Genomic DNA, 20,373 nt, shown 5'->3' on the forward strand with positions numbered 1-20,373 from the left:
AATGTCTTTAATTCAAATAACCGCCTTGGCGGCTGTTCAATACCACATGAGGCAACTGCGTCACTCTTGGCACAGTGCCGAAATCTGTTTAGGAAACGCTGCTGTCATCGCTTTGCGCCAGGGACTCACGGGCCCTGGATTCAGCTTCATCCAACTCTTCCATCAGGCTTTCGATATCCCGCAGTTGCTGTTGTAACTGCAGACGCTTTTGCGCGATGCGCTCCAATAGACGGTGCAACTGCTCCACATTGCCGTGGGCCGGGTCGTACATATCGATAATTTCACGGCTCTCATCCAGGGAGAATCCCAGCCGCTTTCCGCGCAGGATCAGCTTTAGGCGCACACGCTCTTCGGGACTATAGACGCGGGTCTGGCCGCGACGCTCCGGATTGAGCAGGCCCTTGTCCTCATAGAAGCGGATGGCGCGAGTAGTGATATCGAACTCCCGCGCCAGCTCGGAAATGCTGTAATTATGGGGCTCCATTTGGCTTGCTTCTGCTTTCATAACGACTTCCTCAAGATGCCATCAAGCCTAGCAAGAGTTTACGTTAACGTAAACGTAAAGCACGCGCCAAAAAAGAACCCTAAGGCACTTCCAGTCACTTAGCCCACGGGGGTCCTGTGGGGAGTAGACTCAGCGCCGAGCAGCTGTTGTAGCTGATTGTTGAGAAGTTTTTGATAGGAAGGGGTTAGGCCAGTCACCTCCAATGCCCAACCGGCACCGTGGTGCTCAATTCGCCCCACCAGGGAACTGTCTTCAAGAAGTTCCGGGTGCAAAAACAAGCCGCGGGACTGGTTGAGTAGCTGATCGGCACAGAAATCCGGACTCTGTGGCTGGGATGGGACTACCGCCAGAGCCAGCTTCAAACCGGTCGCACGGCTAACGCTCTGCATCTCCCGCAGCAATAAACCACAGCAGACTGCGCGGAAGGCCGCATCAGTTCCAGAGAAATCCAGGCCGATCTGTGGCCCGGCGCAACTCAGGGGGGTGGCACCGTATATGCGCTGCAGCAAACGCATACGTCCATCTAGCTCCCGCTGCAAACCCTCCAGGGCGCTGCGACTTAACTGGTTGCCCAACTGCGCCCAGTTAAGGGGGCGAAGATAAAGCCCAACGCTGGGCTCGGTAACTTCAGCTACAGCTTGAGCAGACTCAGTAATTTGTGCGGGCAATTTGCGCTCCCGGGACAAGCTACCGGTAAGCAGGGCCGCAGCTGCACTAAATGGCAGGGCAAAAACGAGGGTCAGCAACAAGCTGGCCCAAGGGAAGGTAACGGAATTACCGGGCTCAAACGCCACAGTAATATTGCCGGCAATACTATCGTGCAGGACCACTGGCTCGGTGATCGTCTCCCCCTCTTTCAGGTCACCCACTTCGGCCAGGGAATTCGATTCCACATCCTCAATTAAAATGCCGGAAACCATTGGAAGCTCCAGCAGCTGGCGAGCGATCAGCTGTAGGCTGATACGATCCCCGGCCACAATACTCTCCAGGCTCTGCCCCGCGAGAATAGTCGCTGCCGCCTTCACGGTAACTCTGTCCCGCTCTATCTGGCCGGTGCGCTGCTGACCATAAAAATGTCCCAGTGCCGCCGCACAGAATATTGCCAGTGTTAGCCAGATAACCAGTGCCAATAAACGCTGGCGGGCGCGTTTGGACAACTGTGCTAATTGAGCCGGTATTTTGCGAAGAATAGATACAATGGAAACTGACATAAACGGCGGCAGACATCTTGCGTATTGTTTTTTTACTATTGCCCCAGCTGTTTTGGAGCAGCGAGCATTTTAACGGTAGGCACCAAAATTGTGCATACCCAATTAATTCCTGAGCGATTGGTAAAGCAGACGACGAAATAGTTCAATTCAACTCGCACAATTCGAAAAGGAATTTTACTCCCCATTCGAACTGAGCCCATTAAAAACCCTGCTGACCGGCAATCAATGAAATTAAAGCCCGGCAATTTTAGCGAAGAATCTCATAAGAGCTATAATGCGCCGGACATTTAATTCAATCGGGACAGAGCTTATGGGTGATCAAATAAATTCACAGGAATTCCACCTCTCCCTGAAACAGATTTCCCAGGCTTCAGGAAGTGGCACCCTGCGCTACCTGAGCTTCCGAGATCAAGTCGCCAAGCTCGGCCTGGAGTATTCCGGTGCAGCCCCTTTTCCCGGTGAGGCTACGGACTTTACCCCGCCCCCCGAAGAACCGAGTGCACTTGAAGCCATTTGGTGTGTCACCCTGTTGAGCCCCTCTGTCTCCCTGGCCCAACTCCAATACCTTCTGCGATTTTTTGATGAACAACAGTGGAGCCTATTCGCCGCTGATACTTTGGCACAAAGACGCGATCGCACCGTTATCCGCTTCCAAATTGATGGCGACCTCGATTTTGACAGCGCGCGTCTGGCCTGCCTTGGAGTGGCCGATGAGTTGGGAGTAGACCTAACAATCCAGGCTTCTGTTACCCAGAGGGTGCCAAAGCTGGCGGGCTTTGATATGGATTCAACCCTGATTGATGCTGAAGTCATTGACGAGCTGGCAAAAATTACTGGTATCGGTGATCAGGTTGCCGCCATCACCCAATCGGCCATGGCCGGGGACATAGATTTCTGCGAAAGTTTTAAGCGGCGTATGGCCCTGCTAATAGGTTTTTCCGAGCAGCGTTTGGCAGAAATTGCCCGGGAATTGCCGTTAAAAGAAGGGGCCTATGAATTGCTGGCGGCCTTGCGCGCGCTGGGCTGTAAAACGGCGCTACTTTCTGGCGGCTTCACCTATTTCGCGAAATTCCTGCAGCGAGAGCGCCTGCCCCTGGATTATATCCACGCCAATGAACTGACATTTGCCGAAGGGGCCCTCACCGGCGAAGTAGTGGAACCCATTATTGATGGCGATCGCAAACGCAAATTACTGCAGGAAATTGCCGGAAGCTTAGATTTGGCACTGGAAACTGTGGTCGCTATGGGTGACGGCGCCAACGATATTCCTATGTTGAATTTAGGGGAACTGGGTATCGCCATTCACCCCAAGCCCAAGGTGAGGCTACAGGCCCCCCAGGCCATCAATCTGTTTGGCCTGGATGCCGCCCTCTACTTATTTGGTCTCAATGACCAACAAATTGCCAAGCTCGGGGTATAACCCGGCTTAGCTCTTAAAGCATCGCGTGAGGAAAAGGGAAACTCGGCCGCTTATTGTGATCCGTGCAAGCACTGGGCCCGGGTTTCTGCCCACAACTGGCAAGAAAAAGCCCCAGGACGACTATTAGTAAAGCCCGTTTATACATAGGTGCCTCCCTTCCTGAGTAAAATCTCTGGGCAGCAGAGTACGCAAAGGCAATCCATTTGAACAGCCGTTTAATGATTTTTATGCCAGAAATCTGGCGTATTAATCACGCTATCGTACCAGTTCACTTAGCTATAAAAACAAACTGAAAGAATGCCCATAAAAAATATTTTGTGGAGCAAACTTTAGCATTAGCCAAAGTGGAAGGGAAAAAGAAAGGGGAGAGTTGCCGCAACTCTCATATTGACCTATGGGAATTGCGACAACTGGGAAAAGAGAGCGATTAACTCTCTTTTTTACCGTAAATAACCAGGCTATTTACTTTTACCGTCAGCGGGTGATAACCCACCTTGGCGCGCTCAAAAATGCGTGCAGCCACGTCTTTTTTACCAGTCTCAACCATATTGCGATATAGCGGGCGCAGGAACTTGTTGCGGCCGATACTGGTGAGGAAATTCTCAAGGCGCTCGAAGGCCGGCTCGTAGTCGTTGCGCACTGCGATCATCAGCCAGCTGAAAGCCACTTCGTTATTGCGGGATTCGGTCAGGCCAAAGGCGCCGTCCAATTCCTTCATCTGCGCTTCCGTCAGTTTCTCCGGCATACCATCGAGGAAGTACTTCCACTGGTGGAAAGTCCAGCCTTTGGTATAAATATCCTTCGCCGCCAGTTTGCCGTCCAGCCACTGTTGACGTACTGGATCCAATTTAGTGAAAGCATCGGACTTCGGATGCGGCGCACCTTCGGGAATACCCGGATCGAAGATCCACTGAAGGATGCGATCGCGGTCCAGCTTGTCGGCGTGCTCAACCAACAGGGTCTTGTCGAGATACTTGACGAAGTCCTCGGTGGTGATGCTCTGGAAGGAGAAGTGGTTGAAGTACTCCATCAGGAAGCGGTCAAACGCTTCGCGACCTACTTTCTGCTCCAGCTCATACAGGAATAGGGAGCCTTTCTCGTAGGGAATATTGGAGAAGACTTCATCGGGGTCACGTCCGCGCAGGTCGATCGCCATAATCTCATCGCGGGGTTCTTTATCAGCCAGATCCGCTTGCAGGTCGTCATAGCCCAGGGCCATTTCCATCTGGTAGCGCTCATCACCGTAGACGAACTGCATAATGCGGTTAGTCAGGTAGGTGGTGAAACCTTCATTCAGCCAAAGGTCTCGCCAACTGGCATTGGTTACCAGATTGCCGGACCAGGAGTGGGCCAGCTCGTGGGCAATCAGGGCTACCAAGCTTTTATCGCCGGCGATCACCGTCGGAGTGATAAAGCTAAGGCGCGGGTTTTCCATACCACCGAAGGGGAAGCTGGGCGGCAGAATCAGCAGATCGTAACGATCCCAGTGGTAGGGACCATACGCCTTTTCAGTCACTTCCAGCATGGATTCGGTATCGGCAAATTCCGCCGCTGCAGATTCCAGCATGGAGGGCTCAGCGTAGACACCAGTGCGCTCGCCCATGGGCTTGAACTTCAGGTCACCAACCGCCAGGGCAATCAGGTAGGAGGGAATGCGCTGGGGCATTTCAAATTCGTAGACGCCATCTTTGGCCGCCTGCGGGTCATTGTTCGCACTCATGACTGCGCGCAGTTCTTTCGGAGTGCGTACAGTGGCGTTGTAAGTGATGCGAACTTTCGGGGAGTCCTGCAGTGGAATAAAGCTGCGCGCGTGAATCGCCTGGGCCTGGGTAAACAGGAACGGATGCTTTTTACCCGCAGTTTGCTGAGGCTCCAGCCACTGAACGCCGGAGGCGCCCGGCGCTGTACGGTAGCGGATAGTAATGCTGTCGGCATCTTCCGGCAGCTCAATATTCAGCGGAGTGCCCAGGTGACTGTCTTTCTCGCCCATGGAGAATTTTACTGACGCGCCATTGGCGGATACAGAAACCACTTCCAGCTCTCGGGTATCCAGTACCATCGGCAGGTTCTTGTCGTTGAGACGCTTGAAGCCCAGCTTGGCTTCACCTTCAAGAACCTTGCGGGAGAAGTCGACAGTCAGGTCCAGATCCAGGTGCTGAACCTGGTAATCATTGCTATTGGCAAAAGAATGGTAATCCACTCCAGACTGAGGCGCTTTTTCAACACCCGGCTTCTTCTCGATCACAGCGGACGCCTTTATCGGCGTGCTCGCACTGTCTAATTCGGCCTTGGAAGGCTCCGACTTGGAACAGCCACCGGCAACGGCAAGGCCGCCAACGATAAGACTGGTACACAGTAAACGGGGCAACATGGGTCTACTCCCTGAGTTCAGCTTTTCAATTTGCGCCACAGGATACCTGACAGAGCGCAGATGAGAAACGACAGGGGACTCTATACCCGCCGTAAGCGGGCACACCGATCACCCGCTCGAGCCACGGGTACCGACGGTCATGCCGCGTTTTGCCAATAAACCAGATTAATGTCTCAGTTTCGTCGCCCTAGGACGAATTTCATGACTAATAGCAGTAAGGGAGGAAAAATACTGACCGGGAATTAATACATCGTTCACTTTCCAGATTCAGACTGCGGTTCTTTTATAACAAGCACTACAAGGAGAACCCCATGTCTCTGTCCCGGAGGCGGTTTCTACAATTTTCCGGCGCAAGCCTGGCAGCCCTGCCCCTACTGAAAGCCTACGGTTCCGGCCAGGAGCCCTTCCAGCACGGCGTGGCCAGCGGTGACCCCCTGGCAGATCGCGTAATTCTCTGGACCCGTATCACCCCATCCGCCGATCCGGAATTCCAGTCCATGGTGCCCTACACCTGGCAGATCGCCCTGGACCCGGAAATGGCCATGGTGATCAATAGCGGCAGCGGTATTACCGGGCCCGATGTGGACTACACCATCAAAGTGGATGCCAGCGGTCTGCAACCCGGCACCAGTTACTACTACCGTTTCTACTCTAACGGTATCGACTCGCCCATAGGCCGCACCCGCACCCTGCCCATCGGCCATGTGGATAAGCTGCGCTTTGCGGTTACCAGCTGCTCCAACTATCCCATGGGTTATTTCAATGTTTACCGGGAAATTGCCCTGCGTGCAGACCTGGATGTGGTACTGCACCTGGGGGATTACATCTACGAGTACGGACCCGGTGGCTACGGTACCGGCACGGGCCTGGGGCGAGAGCCAGTCCCCGCCAAGGAAATGGTGGATATTCAGGATTACCGCCTGCGCTACGCCCAGTACCGCTCCGACCCGGATTTACAGGAGGTACACCGCCAACACCCATTTATCTGTGTCTGGGACGACCATGAAACCACTAACAACGCCTGGGCCGGCGGGGCTGAAAACCACAATGTCCAAGATGGCGAGGGCGACTGGTTTGTACGCCGCTCGGTAGCCAACCAGGCCTACTTCGAGTGGATGCCCATCCGCGATAACGGCATCTTTGATCTATTTGGTGACAGGGCCATCTACCGCAGCTTCCGCTTCGGCAACCTGATGGACCTGATGATGCTGGATACCCGCATCGCCGCGCGCTCCGAGCAGGCCAACTGGTTCGATCAGCAGACCGCCGACGACCCGGAGCGCAGCATCCTCGGTACCCAGCAGGAACAATGGCTGCACAGTAGCCTGACCCAGTCCCAGTCGGATGGCGTACGCTGGCGGGTATTAGGGCAACAAGTAATGATGGCGCAACTCACCCTGGCTCGGGATTTGTCTGTGAATATGGACCAGTGGGATGGTTACACCGCATCCCGCGAGCGCCTGTTCGACCACATTGCCGACAATAATATCGACAATTTTGTCGTCCTCACTGGAGATATCCACAGCTCCTGGGCCTGGGACCTGGCCAGCAATCCTTTCAGTATTTTGAAATACGGGCGCCTGACCGGACGCGGCGCCCTCGGCGGAGAATTTGTCACCCCCGGAGTAACCTCCAGCTTCCTGGACAAATCCCACCTGACGGATGTTGCAGCGATTGCTATGGACGGGTTAATACCACACCTCAAGTGGGTGGAGATCACCCAGCGCGGTTACCTGTTGATGGATGTTTCCCACTCCCGCGCCAAGGCCCACTGGTATCACGTGGATACAGTCACCAGTCAGAATTACAACGCCAGCCTGGCAAGGATTTATAAGCAGGAAGCCGGGCAGAACCATATCCAGCGTGCCTGGAGTGAGAGCACTTCCGGCGAGCTGGTGCCGGAGCCGGCACCGCAGTATGGCGCCCTGGCTCGCAATACCATTGCGGCCCTACGCAGCCGCTACAACGTCTGATTTACAGGCAATAAAAAACCGCACCCCTGTAAAGATGGTGCGGTTTTTTAAAGGCCTACCGCGAGAGTTTATTCGAGACTGAAATCGAAGTTCATATCCTCCGCCGGCGCCTGCACATAGTACCCCTGAATATAATCAGTACCGGTCTGCCACAAAGTCGGCAGCATACTGGCCTGCTCAATATGGGGCACTATCACCTTGGTATCCGCCTCACCCAAGCGCTGTACCAATCCTGCCAGGGAGTCACTGCTCTCGCCTTCATCCTGGACCTCGCGCACGAAGGAGGGATCGATCTTGGCGATATCCACTTTCACATGCTCAAGAGCCTTGAACGGATTGAGTCCAGTGCCGAAATGACAGACCGAAACGCGACAACCCAATTGCTGGACCTGAGTGGTAAAGTCCCGGGCCGCGTGCAGGTTGCTGTTGATATCCTCCTGACGCAACTGGAAGATCACCGTTCCCGGCGCAACCTTGGCAGCTTTGAAGGCAACCCCCAGCCAGCCGGGTAAGCTGCTGTCCACCAGTGAAGCAGTGGTGATATGCAGCATCAAAGAAATATTCTTACCCTCAGCCCTGGCGGCTGCGGCGGCCTTGATCGCGGTAATAATTACCCAGCGATCCATTTTCGCCGACAGACCCGCATCGCCGAGTTCCTGCAGGAAGGCCAGCGGCGCCAGCTCTTCCTTGTCATCGAGCATACGCACCAATACTTCGTACAGCTGCTCGCCAGTTCCCTGCAAACTGAGGATTGGCTGGTAGAGCAACTTCAGACTGCCAGCTTCCAGCGCTTGTACCACCCGTGCACGGTGATAGGTATCGGCGTCGGCACCACCTTCAGTATCCGGCTCGTAGAGCGCAAAATTCCCACCTTTCTTCTCTTCACCCAAGGCCTGCTTGTGAGCAGATAGCGCTTGGTCCAGCACCTGTTGCGCACCGCTGGAGGCCTCACTCATCAGGGAAATACCGATAGAGGCAGTAATTTGCAGGGTTTTGCCATCTGCATCGAAGATGGTATCGGAAATCTTCTTCAATATATCCTGCGCGCGTTGCTCGATGCTGTCCGGAGTTGTATTCGGGCTGAGCAGGCAGAAGGCATCTTCACTGTAGCGGGCCAGGGTATCGCCACTGCGTTGGCAGGATTTGAGTAATTCCGCCATGCCTTTTTGCAGTGCGTCGGCACCTGCCACTCCAACAACTTTCAACACTTCATCTTCAAAGCGATCCACTTCTATCAGCATCAGACCGCCAGTATTGTGGGAGTCCGCTGCAGATTTGATGCTGGAATCCAGTACCTGCAGGAAGTGCTGACGGTTGAAAAGCCCGGTCAGCGGATCGCGATTCTTGATATCGCTGAGCTGCGCTTCCAATTGCTCCGTATCACCCCGGCGCGAGGCAATACGCACCTGCAGACAGCGCTCATCGTCGTAGGTGGTACTGAGCACCTCTGCGCGAGTGGGCAGGGATTCGCCAGAGGCGGTCTTAGCGGTAAATTTCCACTCTTTCGCCTCCAGCTCATTGTTGTCGATAGCGCAGCTTTTGAGGAATTCACGCCCCGCTTCCTGCTCATTTTCAGCCAGCATATCAATCAGTGGCTGGTATTCGATGTCCTCGCCAGAGTCGTAACCAAAGCGCTCTGCAAGGGAGTCATTGGCGTAGACGATCAAGCCATCAGATATATAAGCGATGGCATCTTTGGAGCTATCGAGTAGCTCCTTGGCACGGTTAAGGGTCGCGTGATAGCGGCGGTCGTGTAGGCGAGCCTGACGGCGATTGGCGAGCGCCCCTAGCTCCCGCTGTATCACAAAGAGAAGGTGTTGGTCTTCATCCACCACTACAACATCGCGGGCTCCGAGCTTCAAACCTTCCACCACGGGTTGGGCACCGGTGCGCTCGGTCAGCATAATTACCGGAACATCTTTTTGCAGCTTGCTGATGGTGCGCAACGCCACTGAGGGGGGCACCTGAGTACTGCTTTCAGCCGCGATCACTAAATCCCAGGTTTTATCCTGGAGCAGGCGGTTAAACACAGCCTCGCTGGCCACATGCTGTGCTCGGTTGGGACGGCCTGCGTTGTGCAGCATACTCACAAGGCGCTGGGCTTCCGACGGGGTATCGTGAATCAGGAGAAGTCGTATTGTGTCGTTGCTACTCATTATTTGCTCTATTTTTTTAATGGCGGCACACAGCTACCGCTGGCGGTAATTTTAGGGGGCGTCAAGGATGGCATACAAGGGTAGATCAAACTGGTACCTGTGATCTAAATCACACAACACCCCCTACAAAAGCTTCCACCTTTCCCATTTGCGAAACCACAGCCGCTAATCAAACTTTCCCAACCTAAGAAGCCCCTGGATACAGCGCTATAAAGCGAAATAGCAGCTGCTGAATAGGTCGACCGGCCAACTATATCTGGCACTGGCGTTATAGGGTTAGCCTAGATCAATTTGGCGATATTTATTCGCCCAACCTATCTCTCTTTATGAAAATCCCTGTCGAATACACAAAGATAACCCTTACAGCTATCAGCTGAGGTTTAGCTATGTTCAGCAACTACCGGGGATTTTGATGGGACGCCGGGGATTTCACGCACCAGTTTTGGTACCAGATAACCGGGTAACTGCTGGCGGAGGTGTTCGATTAGCTCCAGCGCTTTCGCATCAGAGACTTCAAAATGTGCGGCACCATTTACTCGATCCAGCTGATGCAAATAGTACGGAAGTACTCCTGCTGTAAAGAGGGATTCGCTCAACGCACCCAGCGCCTCGCGACTATCATTGACGCCTTTTAATAGCACCGCCTGGTTGAGCAGGGTAACCCCTGCGCTTCGCAACTTTTGCAGAGACTCCCGCACCTCACTATCAATTTCATTGGCGTGGTTGCAGTGCAACACCAGCACGGGCTTCAAGCGGGAACCGGTAAACCAGTCCAACATTTTCTGGTTTACCCGGCTGGGAGCAACTATCGGGAGGCGGCTGTGAATTCGCAGCTTATCCACATGGGGAATCTCAGCCAGCTCATCGGTGAGCCAGGCCAGTTGACGGTCACTCATAACCAAAGGATCACCGCCGCTCAGGATCACTTCGCGCAGCTCAGTGCGCGCGCGAATGTAGTCTAGAGCTGCTAGGCTCTGTCTGCGAGTTAGGTGGTTGTCACCGTAGGGGAATTCACGTCGGAAACAGTAACGACAATTGACCGCACACTGGCCCGCAGTGATCAGCAGTAGGCGCCCGTGGTATTTGTGAACAACTCCAGGCAGAGGGTTAGCTTCTGCCTCTTCAAGGGGGTCTGAACTAAATCCCGGCACTTTCTCCAACTCATCCGCACCGGGTAAAACCTGTAACAACAATGGGTCTTCGGGATCGCCGCAACGCATGCGCCGGACAAAGGGGCGCGGCACGCGCAGGGAAAAGCCAGAAGCTGCTTGCAAGGCCTTCGGGAGCTTACGCGGGTCTAGCTGTAGTAATTGAATCAACTCTGCCGGATCAGTGACCAGATCAGACAACTCATCCTGCCAGCAGCGGGATTCCTGTGTGTCGATAAGCTCTATACCGGGGGCCGATGATGACGCCATCATGGAGATACACTACAAAATAAGAGATTGTATCAGATCCCCCACTGCAATCTCCCGCCACCACTGACAGTGATACCCCACAAAGGGTGCCGTGACCAGGTAGACATGGGAATTCGCACAAACCCATCAGAGAAATGGCATCTGTTTCAGACCCTATCTAGTGAGTTAGTTGAACCCTCAAATCGATTCCCTAGGGTAATTACATAAACTGAATTTATTTTTGCAGAAACCCATATACATAATCAAAAAATATTCACCAATCTTCTGTGGAAAAATATCGGATAGTTGGACTGTATCTTTAAGCAGCCAGAGCCTTAACTCTTCTTTACCTGAATTTAGGAGTAGACTCATTATCGGCGAAGCAAGTATTCACTCTACCTACCAATAAAAACCCCTACCCTACAAAACACTCCACTGCAATAAAGAAAACCTACACAGTCGACATTTCCACAGTGAATTCAGGAAGCAAAAAACATTTTCCTTGAAAAATTCGGCAAGGATAAAGCAAAGCAAAAATTATTTATTAATAAAATTTTTATCACTAGAAAAAACATCTTCCAAAAACCATCAACAAATATCAAAAAATTCATAATTCCCTTATTCACAATAGGGATAATTCGGTGTTAATTTAAACGCCGGCAAAGAAAAACCATTTTGCCGACCCCGCCAAAGGCGGACACTATCAAGAAATAAATAAAACACCTAAAAGGTGTTCAAACAGTAAGTTTAGAATTACAAAAAGGAATTACCCAATGGAAATGCAGCTTGAATTGCTTGAAGCCAATAAAGACCTACTGATTGAGCAAACTCGCGCACATCCTTTCTTGAAGCGTTGCCGTGAAGGCTCCATTACGCTGGACGAATTAAAAATATTTTTGGTTCAACAAGGTATTTACAGTGGATTTTTTGTTAGATATCTCTGTGCAATGATGGCAAACCTCCCGAGTAACCACGAAGTCCTGGAGCTTGCCGAAAATCTAATGGAAGAGCTGGGCCTGGAACCAGACAGCCCCAAACCCCACGCAGAAATCTATCGCGAAACCCTCGAGCATTTTGGTTTGACCCTGGAAAACGCAGAAGTTTTACCAGGCACTCAGCACCTGATCGATACCATGTTCAAAAACTGCCGGGACCTCAGGGCCAGTGCAGGATTGGGCGCCCTATGCCTGGGAGCCGAAGCCCTGGTACCCGATTTATATACAGATATTGTTGCCGGATTCCGCTCTTGCGGCGTAACCGATGCAGAAATGCAATTTTTCCTGCTGCATATTGAATGTGATGACGGCCATGCAGAAACCATTCGCGATATTATGGTAGATATCGGCTCCAAGGATCCCAGCCAACTGGACATAATGCTCGAAGCCGGGCGCCACCTTGTAGAGGCCCGCTTACAATTTTTCGATTCTATTGAAACCGCCTACCACTCCACTAAACATAAAAAAGTTGAAGCTGTTACAGCTTAATGAGCAAGCACTTATCAACCCACTCACAGGTGTTGTTGGAGAAAGCACGGGCATAGGGAAATGCCACCAACATAAATTCGACAGAGATCGAATCATTTTGAGTTAGGTTTTTAAAAATTATTCTGCGATAAGAAAATAAAAAAGGAAAATTTATTAAATATCGCAGAATTAATATGACTTGCTGTGAGAATTGGAGATAACAATGGCTGAAACACTATCACTGGCAAAAAACGAACTGGTTGAACGAGCCAGTGAAGCAATGAAACAGCACCTCAGCACCCCCGAGTGGTCTCTGAGAGAAAAGCTTGCGCTGACTTGCCGAATTTTATTTAACGATGGCCACGACTCCGGCCTGGCTGGGCAAATTACCGCCCGCGCGGAAAAACCCGGTACTTATTACACTCAACGCCTGGGCCTCGGCTTCGATGAAATTACCTCATCCAACTTATTGGAAGTCAACGAAGACCTCGAAGTACTGTCCGGAGAGGGCATGGCCAATCCGGCCAACCGCTTTCACTCCTGGATCTACCGGGCGCGCCCCGATGTGAACTGCATCGTGCATACCCACCCCATGCACGTATGTGCACTTTCCATGCTGGAGCGCCCGCTAAAGATTTCCCATATGGACGCCTGCATGTTGTATGAGGATATTGCCTTCCTCAAAGACTGGCCGGGTGTCCCCGTGGGTAACAGCGAGGGCGAGCTGATTTCCGCCGCTATTGGGGACAAGCGCGCAATCCTACTGGGACACCACGGCCTGATTATGGCCTGTCGCTCTGTAGAGGAAGCCTGTGTAATGGCGGTTCAGTGCGAGCGCGCTGCCAAACTGCAAATATTGGCTGAATCAGCCGGCACCATCCAGGATATTGATCCCGAACTGGGCCGCGAAGCCCACGACTGGATTCTCCAGGAAAAACGCACGCAAGCGACTTTTGCTTACTTTGTGCGCCGCATGCAGAGAAAAGGTTATGGCGGCGGGGACGACCCATTAAATTAAGTGCTTTTGTGCAATGGGCCAAGGCCCATTGCACTGCCGGCTGCCCCAATAATTGCAGCTTGGCTATAACAACCGAAGCGCCTCCCCTCCATTTCTCTCTGGCTATTCGTTCAAGCTCCCACCCTCCTGTATAATCCCGCTCCATCATGCAGGGCTGGCGGTGAAGTCTCTTTTCCCCAGCCAGACGAGTTACCTGCGGCTACCATTTGTGGCGGAAGCGGAGGGCGTTAGCCCAGCCTTGGCCGGAATCGGCTAGAAACAAAAAACTCGTTAAAAATCATATAGATAAATGACTTAAAGGGCTCTATTTGCTATGGCTAGTTACTCCACTAACGAATTCAAGGGCGGCCTCAAGGTGATGCTGGACGGCGACCCCTGCTCAATCGTGGAAAACGAATTCGTCAAACCTGGTAAGGGCCAGGCGTTCAACCGCGTGAAGCTTCGCAACCTGAAAACCGGTCGCGTATGGGAACGCACCTTCCGCTCCGGTGAAAGCCTGGAAGCGGCGGATGTGATGGATCGCGAAATGGAATACTTGTACAACGATGGCGAGTTTTACCATTTCATGGAGCCCGAGACTTTTGAGCAGCACCAAGCCAGCAGCGATGCTGTGGGCGATGCTTCAAAATGGCTCAAAGAGCAGGATATCTGCACTGTAACCCTGTACAACGGCTCTCCGCTGGCAGTTACTCCGCCCAACCACGTTATCCTGGAAATTACCGATACCGATCCGGGCCTGCGCGGAGACACCGCCCAGGGCGGTACCAAGCCGGCCACTTTGGCTACCGGCGCCGTTGTGAAGGTTCCTCTGTTCCTGGAAATCGGTGAAACCATCAAGGTAGACACCCGCACTGCCGAATACCTGGGCCGTGCCAAGGAAGACTAAGTACCTCCTCCCCTCGAGCGGCCTACGGCCGCTCGTCTCCAGAGCTACCCCCCATGAGCACAGATACCTGGCGCCCCACCGCCACTATTGCAGCCCTGCGCCAACGCGCTGCGCTACTCGCTGAAATACGCACATTTTTTGCTGAACGAAACGTTGTGGAAGCCGAAGTTCCGGTGCTATCCCAGCGCGCCACCAGCGACCCCCATATCGAGTCCATCACCACAGAGTGCCGGGGCAAAAACGCCTACCTGGCCACCAGCCCTGAATTTGGTTTAAAGCGTTTACTCGCCGCAGGACTCGGAGATTGCTACTACTTGGGCAAGGCTTTTCGCCAGGGCGAATCCGGCGGTCGACACAACCCCGAGTTCACCATGTTGGAGTGGTACCGCTGCGGTTGGGACGATCACCAACTGATGGAGGAGGTCGCCAAGCTGCTCTGCGGTATTTTGGCGACGGACCAGGTTCAGTCCCTCAGTTACCGGGAATTGTTTTTAAGGGAGCTGCAACTGGACCCCCACAGTGCCAGCGAAGCCGAGCTGATTTCCTGCGTTAAGCGGGAAATGGAATTGTCTTTTGTACCCCGCGAACGCAGTGAGTGCCTGGACCTGCTGATGAGCCACCGCCTGGAACCCACCATGAGTGAGGGCATCACCCTGCTCTACGACTTCCCCGCAGAGCAAGCGGCACTGGCAAAAGTCGTGGCGGACGAACAGGAGACCCCCGTAGCCAGGCGCTTCGAAGCCTATGTGGGTGGATTGGAACTGGCCAATGGCTATTGGGAGCTAACCGACAGCGCGGAACAGCAGCGCCGCTTTGAAAAGGATCTGGAATACCGCCGTGCTAACCAGCGCCCTCTACACCCCTTTGAAGAGCGTCTGGTTGCGGCCCTGGATCAAGGCATGCCCGAGTGCGCAGGGGTCGCGTTGGGAGTCGACCGACTACTGATGTTAAAAGCCGGCTACCAATCGATTGATGAAGTTATCGCCTTCCCTTTCAGTCGAGCTTAGCGGCCGCCGGCGCCGGAGTGTATTGATAGCGGGCAACCTCGCCAACTGCAAAAAAGCCACTATCGAGCAATAGCTGCTGACGATCCGCCGGCACTAAAGCTACAAGATTTTTATGGTGGCTACCCTGGGCAGCGGTTAGCAGATGCTTGAACAGGGCCCGACCAATCCCGCGATCCCGGTAATCCGGAAGTGTCACCAAGTCATAGAGCCCCAGTGCATCCGCTGCCGCAAACAGGCAACCGGCGGCCACCGGCACACCATCCAGGCTAGCGAGAAACAACTTCAACCGCCCGCGCCGCTGCTCGGGGATTTCTTGCAGGCCCTGATAGAAGTGCGCCAACTGCGCCCCCTCCTGCTCCCCCGCCGCCGCTGCCTGCACCGCGCCGTAATCAGGTAAGGCCTCTTTTTTCACCGCACTAATGGCTAACTGTTCCACTACCGGAACCTCGGCAGCGCTAAGTCGGGGTATCTCGGCGGCCATAGCTACCAGGGACTGGCGCCGCTTTAGCCCAAGCTCATCCAAAGCATCATTGTCCAGGGGTTTGGAGGCACTGTGCCAAAGGGTGAAGGGGCTGTGCCGCTCGGCAAAATAATCCAGCGCAAAACGCTGAATAATGCGCGGCGGCATTACCATATTGGAAATCACCTGATTGAGCCCAATGGAAGGCAGGCCGCTATCACTGCGGACAATACCTGTAATTTCCTTGGTGCAATCCGGAGTTACCAGGCTCGCGCGGTAGTCCGCATAAGCCTCCAAATTTCGGCAGGTAAGATTTTTCGCGCTGAGACTATATTTCATGGGTCAAAGGATAGTGCCAAGAACAGTGCCGTTGCATCATTTCCCCAGTGATCCCAGCCCCGCAGCCGGTGTTCGCTACGGGGCGACAAGCCTTATTTCTGTACTTGCGACAGGGCACACTGATCCATGGATAATGCCGGTTCAGCACAGGTGGCTGCCCCGACAACTTTTGCCGGCACTCCGGCCACTAACACCTTTGCCGGTACCGTTTTAAGAACCACACTTCCGGAAGCAATTTGGGCGCACTCGCCAATTTCAATATTGCCCAGCACCTTGCTGCCCGCACCGATTAAAACCCCGTGGCGGATTTTCGGGTGGCGGTCCCCGCTCTCTTTGCCAGTGCCGCCCAGTGTAACGGACTGCATGATGGAAACATTGTTTTCCACCACAGCGGTCTCGCCTATAACGATACCGGTCGCGTGATCCAGCAATATACCGTCACCCATACGCGCAGCCGGGTGGATATCCACACTGAATACGACAGAGACACGGTGCTGTAAGAACATAGCCAGGGAGCGGCGCTGCTGCTGCCACAGCCAGTGGGCCACACGGTGAACCTGCAAGGCGTGAAAGCCCTTAAAGTACAGGAAGGGCTCGTGCAGGGAGTGGCAGGCGGAATCCCGCAGGTAAATTGCGTTCAAATCCGCTCGCGCCGCATGCCCTATGGAAGGGTCAGCTTGTAGCGCCTCATCGATAACCTCGCGAATTAACAGCGCCGGTGCCACCGCATTGTCCAGCTTGTTGGCCAGGTGAAAGCTGAGCGCCGCCTCCAGGGAATTGTGGTTCAGGATGGTCGCGTGTAGAAAGCTGGCCAGGATCGGCTCCCGCTCTACCTGCTGCGCCACCTCTATACGAATCTTCTCCCAGATCAGATCCGCCTCAGCCTCGGTGCATGTCGCATCCATTATTGCTTTCTCCATGTTACACAGCCCCCAGGGTCAACGGGGGCTCTAGCAGCGCAGACTGCTGCTCGCGCAATGCCAGTATATGCTCTGCCCAGTAACGGGCAGTATTAAACCAGGGAAATGCCTGGGGAAAAGCCGGGTCCTGCCAGCGTCGCGCCAACCAGGCGGCGTGGTGCATCTGCCGCAGGCAGCGCAGAGGCTCCACCAGCTGCAACTGCTGGGGATCAAAACTATAGAAGGTTTCATAGCCTTCCAACACTGCATCCAGGTAAGCGGTTTGCTCTGCGCGATTGCCGGAAATCAACATCCAGATATCCTGGATCGCCGGCCCCATCAGGCAGTCGTCCAAGTCCACAAACCAGGGAGTCTCATCCCGCCACAGGAAGTTGCCACTGTGACAATCACCGTGCAAGCGCAGCATATCCCAGTCCCGCTCAAACAGCGGGGCTATCTGTTCGATAATGTGGCCCGTGACTGAAGCGTAGGCCTCGCGGTTCTCACGTGGCAGGAAATCTCCATTCAGGATAAATTCCCGGCTATCAATTGCGAATCGCTGCAAAGTGAGGGATGGGCGATAGCTGAAAGGTTTGGCGCTGCCGGCCGCATGAATGCGACCCAACATGGTCCCCACCTGCTCCAGGTGATCAAAGTTATCCAGCTCCAACTGGCGACCGCCCCGTCGGGGGAAAAGCGCAAAACGGAATCCAGCGGACTCCATCAGGGTGCGCCCATCAAACTGTATCGGTGCCACCACAGGAATTTCGGCCTCTGCCAGCTCCAGGGTGAACTGGTGCTCCTCTAATATCTGCTCATCACTCCAGCGCCCCGGGCGATAGAACTTGGCAATCAACGGCTCGGCATCCTCAATACCCACCTGATAGACGCGGTTTTCATAACTGTTTAGAGGGAAAATACGCGCATCGGAAATCAGTCCGGTAGTCTCGACACAGTCGATCACCACGTCCGGCGTGAGGGCTTCATAGGGATGATGATTCGAGGTCATAGTGGGTACCAACTGGATTGCAACTGGCTATGCTAACGCGGTCGCGGGGGCCGGGACAAACTGAGAAATGTGCCGCAAGCTAAAGCGGCCAACTCAAGAGGAGTTCACGCAGGACAGGAGCGGTGACACCACCCAATGCCAACCGCACAAAAAACTGTCTTAGTCGCCATTTGCCCGCTGTTGCTGCAATAGCTGAACCATTTGGTCACGACCAAAAACTTCGGCAAAATCCTCTGCGGAGTGGCCGGCCTTATTCACCTGCTGCGAATCGCAATCCTGCTTTAGCAGGGTTCGTGCAAGGACGAACTCACCGCGAAAAATCGCTGCCATCAGGGCAGTATTGCCACGGCGATCCTGGGCACAGGCATCTGCACCTCTCTGCAACAGGTAATCCACAGCTTCCCCCTTGCCGTTGTAAGTGGCAATCATCAGTGCGGTGTAACCTTTCGGGTTGCGTACATCCAGGGGGAAACCCGCTTGCGAAAATTCACGCAGCACCTCGGTATCACCAATCCTGGCTGCGGCAAAATAATACTGAGAGAGTTCGGTAAAATCAGATTCCGTTTTTTCCGGCTCCCCTGCCTGAACCCCCAAGGTGAGAAACAGTAGTGCGAATAAAAATGATCTCATAATTTCACCTGTATAAATTTAGCGGGCGACAGAGGTCGCCCGCACTTGGGTAAAAATTACCGGGCCAGTTTTTTCACGCGATCCAGATCGCCACCAACCGCTTTGGTTAAGCGCTGTCCGTAGTCCTTGTCCGCTTGATAGAAGTGGCTCAGCATAATGTGCTTAGTGTTTTCATCACTCACTTTACCCAGATCACCAGCGAGGTTTTCAATCAGATTCTGGCGCTCTTCAGGACTCAGGCTGCGGTAGAAAGCACCCGCCTGGGCAAAAGGCAGTTTCTTTTCAATGGCCTTTTGCTGGGTGCTGCCATTCAACGCCTTGTTGCTATAAAGACCTTTGGGGTCCTCGGTGCGCGCATCGATACGGCTCGGCTGATAGTTCACACCTGAAGTCTGTTGGCCGTAATTACCCGCCCCATCCTGGTTCCAGTTACTTACTGCAACACGGGGACGGTTGATAGGCAATTGCTGGTGGTTGGCCCCCAGGCGATACATTTGCGTATCGGAGTATGAGAATACGCGGCCCTGTAATAAGCGGTCTTCCGAAGGCTCAATACCCGGAACAATATTGGCCGGCGCAAACGCGGATTGCTCAGTTTCCTGGAAGAAGTTAGTGGGTACACGGTTAAGTGTCATGGTGCCCACTTTAGTTTCCTTCACGTCCAACCACATTTTGGTGGCGTCCAAGGGGTTGTAATTAAAGCTGTTAAGCTGGGAGGGCTTCAGTACTTTAATAAACAGATCCCACTGGGGGTACTCGCCTTTTTCAATCGCGGCATACATATCGCGAGTTGCGTGGCTGAAGTCCTTGCTCTGAATTTCTGCTGCCTCTTCCGCAGTCAGGTTCTTGATTCCCTGACGGGTTTTCCAGTGGAATTTCACATAGTTCACTTCACCCTTGTCATTGATAAATTTATAGGCGTGAACACCCCAGCCATCCATCTGGCGCAGGTTAGCCGGTGTACCGTAATCGGAATAGACCCAGCTCAGCATATGGGTGGATTCCGGCACATGGCTAAAGAAATCAAAGAAACGGTTGGGGTCCTGTTGATTAGTCACCGGGGAGGGCTTTAGGGAGTGAACCATATCCGGGAATTTAATCGCGTCGCGGATAAAAAATACCGGCAGGTTGTTACCCACTAAATCCCAGTTGCCTTCTTCCGTATAAAACTTGGTGGCAAATCCACGGGGATCGCGCAGGGTTTCCGGGGAACCTTTTGAGTGGATTACTGTTGAAAAACGCACAAACACTGGCGTTTTACTACCGCGCTCAAACACCGCTGCGCGGGTTAAATCACTGAGGTCAGCCGTCGCAACAAATTCACCGTGAACACCAGTTCCACGAGCATGAACTACACGCTCGGGAATACGTTCACGGGCAAAACGCTGCAATTTTTGAATCAGTTGAACATCTTGCAGCAAATTACCGCCATTTTCTCCGGCGGTTTGTGCGTTCTGGTTGTCTCCGACAGGTGCGCCATTATCGCGAGTCAATGTCCCTGCATTGGCTCCGCCTATCAGACCGATAGTTAATGCAAATAAGGGTAAGTATTTCATGGGATTATTTATCTCTACTGCCATCTCTATTACAGGAGTAGAGCTTATAGGGGAGAACAATAAGCGGGAAATT

At 53.4% G+C, this 20,373-nt stretch carries 16 protein-coding genes; 6 read left to right on the forward strand and 10 right to left on the reverse strand.

Going from position 1 to position 20,373, the window contains the following annotated elements; translation table 11 throughout:
• Positions 1 to 88: 88 nt before the first annotated feature.
• Positions 89 to 505 (reverse strand): MerR family transcriptional regulator, encoded by a 417-nt coding sequence (locus tag ACJJIR_RS19915; RefSeq protein WP_444895378.1) that lies wholly within the window; start codon positions 503 to 505, stop codon positions 89 to 91.
• Positions 506 to 603: 98 nt separating this feature from the next.
• Entirely contained in the window at positions 604 to 1,716 is a 1,113-nt protein-coding gene (locus ACJJIR_RS19920) for a hypothetical protein (protein ID WP_444906570.1), read from the reverse strand.
• 310 nt (positions 1,717 to 2,026) lie between these two features.
• On the opposite strand from ACJJIR_RS19920, the gene serB reads away from it, so the two are divergent.
• On the forward strand, positions 2,027 to 3,136 hold the full coding sequence (serB, locus tag ACJJIR_RS19925; RefSeq protein WP_444906571.1) for a phosphoserine phosphatase SerB: 1,110 nt from the start codon (positions 2,027 to 2,029) through the stop codon (positions 3,134 to 3,136).
• Between the two features lie 427 nt (positions 3,137 to 3,563).
• Here the strand turns inward: serB and ACJJIR_RS19930 are convergent, their stop codons facing one another.
• Positions 3,564 to 5,507 (reverse strand): M1 family metallopeptidase, encoded by a 1,944-nt coding sequence (locus ACJJIR_RS19930; RefSeq protein ID WP_444906572.1) that lies wholly within the window; start codon positions 5,505 to 5,507, stop codon positions 3,564 to 3,566.
• 311 nt (positions 5,508 to 5,818) lie between these two features.
• Between ACJJIR_RS19930 and ACJJIR_RS19935 the strand changes: the two genes are divergently transcribed.
• Positions 5,819 to 7,480: an alkaline phosphatase D family protein gene (locus ACJJIR_RS19935; protein WP_444892634.1), complete on the forward strand. Its 1,662-nt coding sequence runs from the start codon at positions 5,819 to 5,821 to the stop codon at positions 7,478 to 7,480.
• Between the two features lie 68 nt (positions 7,481 to 7,548).
• Here ACJJIR_RS19935 and ACJJIR_RS19940 read toward each other — a convergent pair whose 3' ends face one another.
• Together ACJJIR_RS19940 and epmB are read right to left on the reverse strand one after the other, a co-directional pair.
• Entirely contained in the window at positions 7,549 to 9,636 is a 2,088-nt protein-coding gene (locus tag ACJJIR_RS19940; protein ID WP_444906573.1) for a GGDEF/EAL domain-containing response regulator, read from the reverse strand.
• A gap of 380 nt (positions 9,637 to 10,016) precedes the next feature.
• Entirely contained in the window at positions 10,017 to 11,057 is a 1,041-nt protein-coding gene (epmB, locus tag ACJJIR_RS19945) for an EF-P beta-lysylation protein EpmB (protein ID WP_444906574.1), read from the reverse strand.
• 749 nt (positions 11,058 to 11,806) lie between these two features.
• Here epmB and ACJJIR_RS19950 point away from each other — a divergent pair.
• From ACJJIR_RS19950 to epmA, 4 genes are all read left to right on the forward strand, one after another.
• Positions 11,807 to 12,517, forward strand: a complete 711-nt coding sequence (locus tag ACJJIR_RS19950; protein WP_413664160.1) for an iron-containing redox enzyme family protein — start codon at positions 11,807 to 11,809, stop codon at positions 12,515 to 12,517.
• Between the two features lie 202 nt (positions 12,518 to 12,719).
• Positions 12,720 to 13,514: an aldolase gene (locus tag ACJJIR_RS19955; protein ID WP_444906575.1), complete on the forward strand. Its 795-nt coding sequence runs from the start codon at positions 12,720 to 12,722 to the stop codon at positions 13,512 to 13,514.
• A 313-nt stretch (positions 13,515 to 13,827) separates the two neighbouring features.
• Positions 13,828 to 14,400, forward strand: coding sequence for an elongation factor P (efp, locus tag ACJJIR_RS19960; RefSeq protein WP_108731510.1), 573 nt, complete (start codon positions 13,828 to 13,830; stop codon positions 14,398 to 14,400).
• Positions 14,401 to 14,453: 53 nt separating this feature from the next.
• On the forward strand, positions 14,454 to 15,407 hold the full coding sequence (gene epmA, locus ACJJIR_RS19965; RefSeq protein ID WP_444906576.1) for an EF-P lysine aminoacylase EpmA: 954 nt from the start codon (positions 14,454 to 14,456) through the stop codon (positions 15,405 to 15,407).
• Here epmA and ACJJIR_RS19970 read toward each other — a convergent pair.
• The 5 genes from ACJJIR_RS19970 to ACJJIR_RS19990 all read right to left on the reverse strand — a co-directional run bounded on the left by ACJJIR_RS19970 (position 15,394) and on the right by ACJJIR_RS19990 (position 20,300).
• Positions 15,394 to 16,206, reverse strand: coding sequence for a GNAT family N-acetyltransferase (locus tag ACJJIR_RS19970; protein WP_444906577.1), 813 nt, complete (start codon positions 16,204 to 16,206; stop codon positions 15,394 to 15,396). The two genes, epmA and ACJJIR_RS19970, sit on opposite strands and share 14 nt — an antisense overlap.
• Before the next feature lie 92 nt (positions 16,207 to 16,298).
• A complete protein-coding gene (gene cysE, locus ACJJIR_RS19975; RefSeq protein WP_413664156.1) occupies positions 16,299 to 17,126 on the reverse strand; it encodes a serine O-acetyltransferase in 828 nt (275 codons plus the stop codon).
• A gap of 1 nt (position 17,127) precedes the next feature.
• Positions 17,128 to 18,114, reverse strand: a complete 987-nt coding sequence (locus tag ACJJIR_RS19980; protein ID WP_444892629.1) for an SrkA family protein kinase — start codon at positions 18,112 to 18,114, stop codon at positions 17,128 to 17,130.
• Between the two features lie 159 nt (positions 18,115 to 18,273).
• Positions 18,274 to 18,744, reverse strand: coding sequence for an ankyrin repeat domain-containing protein (locus tag ACJJIR_RS19985; RefSeq protein WP_444906578.1), 471 nt, complete (start codon positions 18,742 to 18,744; stop codon positions 18,274 to 18,276).
• 56 nt (positions 18,745 to 18,800) lie between these two features.
• Positions 18,801 to 20,300 carry a catalase gene (locus tag ACJJIR_RS19990; RefSeq protein WP_444906579.1) on the reverse strand — a complete coding sequence of 500 codons (1,500 nt, stop codon included), beginning with the start codon at positions 20,298 to 20,300 and terminating at the stop codon, positions 18,801 to 18,803.
• Positions 20,301 to 20,373: the final 73 nt, after the last annotated feature.

This window comes from Microbulbifer maximicatervae (SeqCode) (assembly GCF_052467385.1).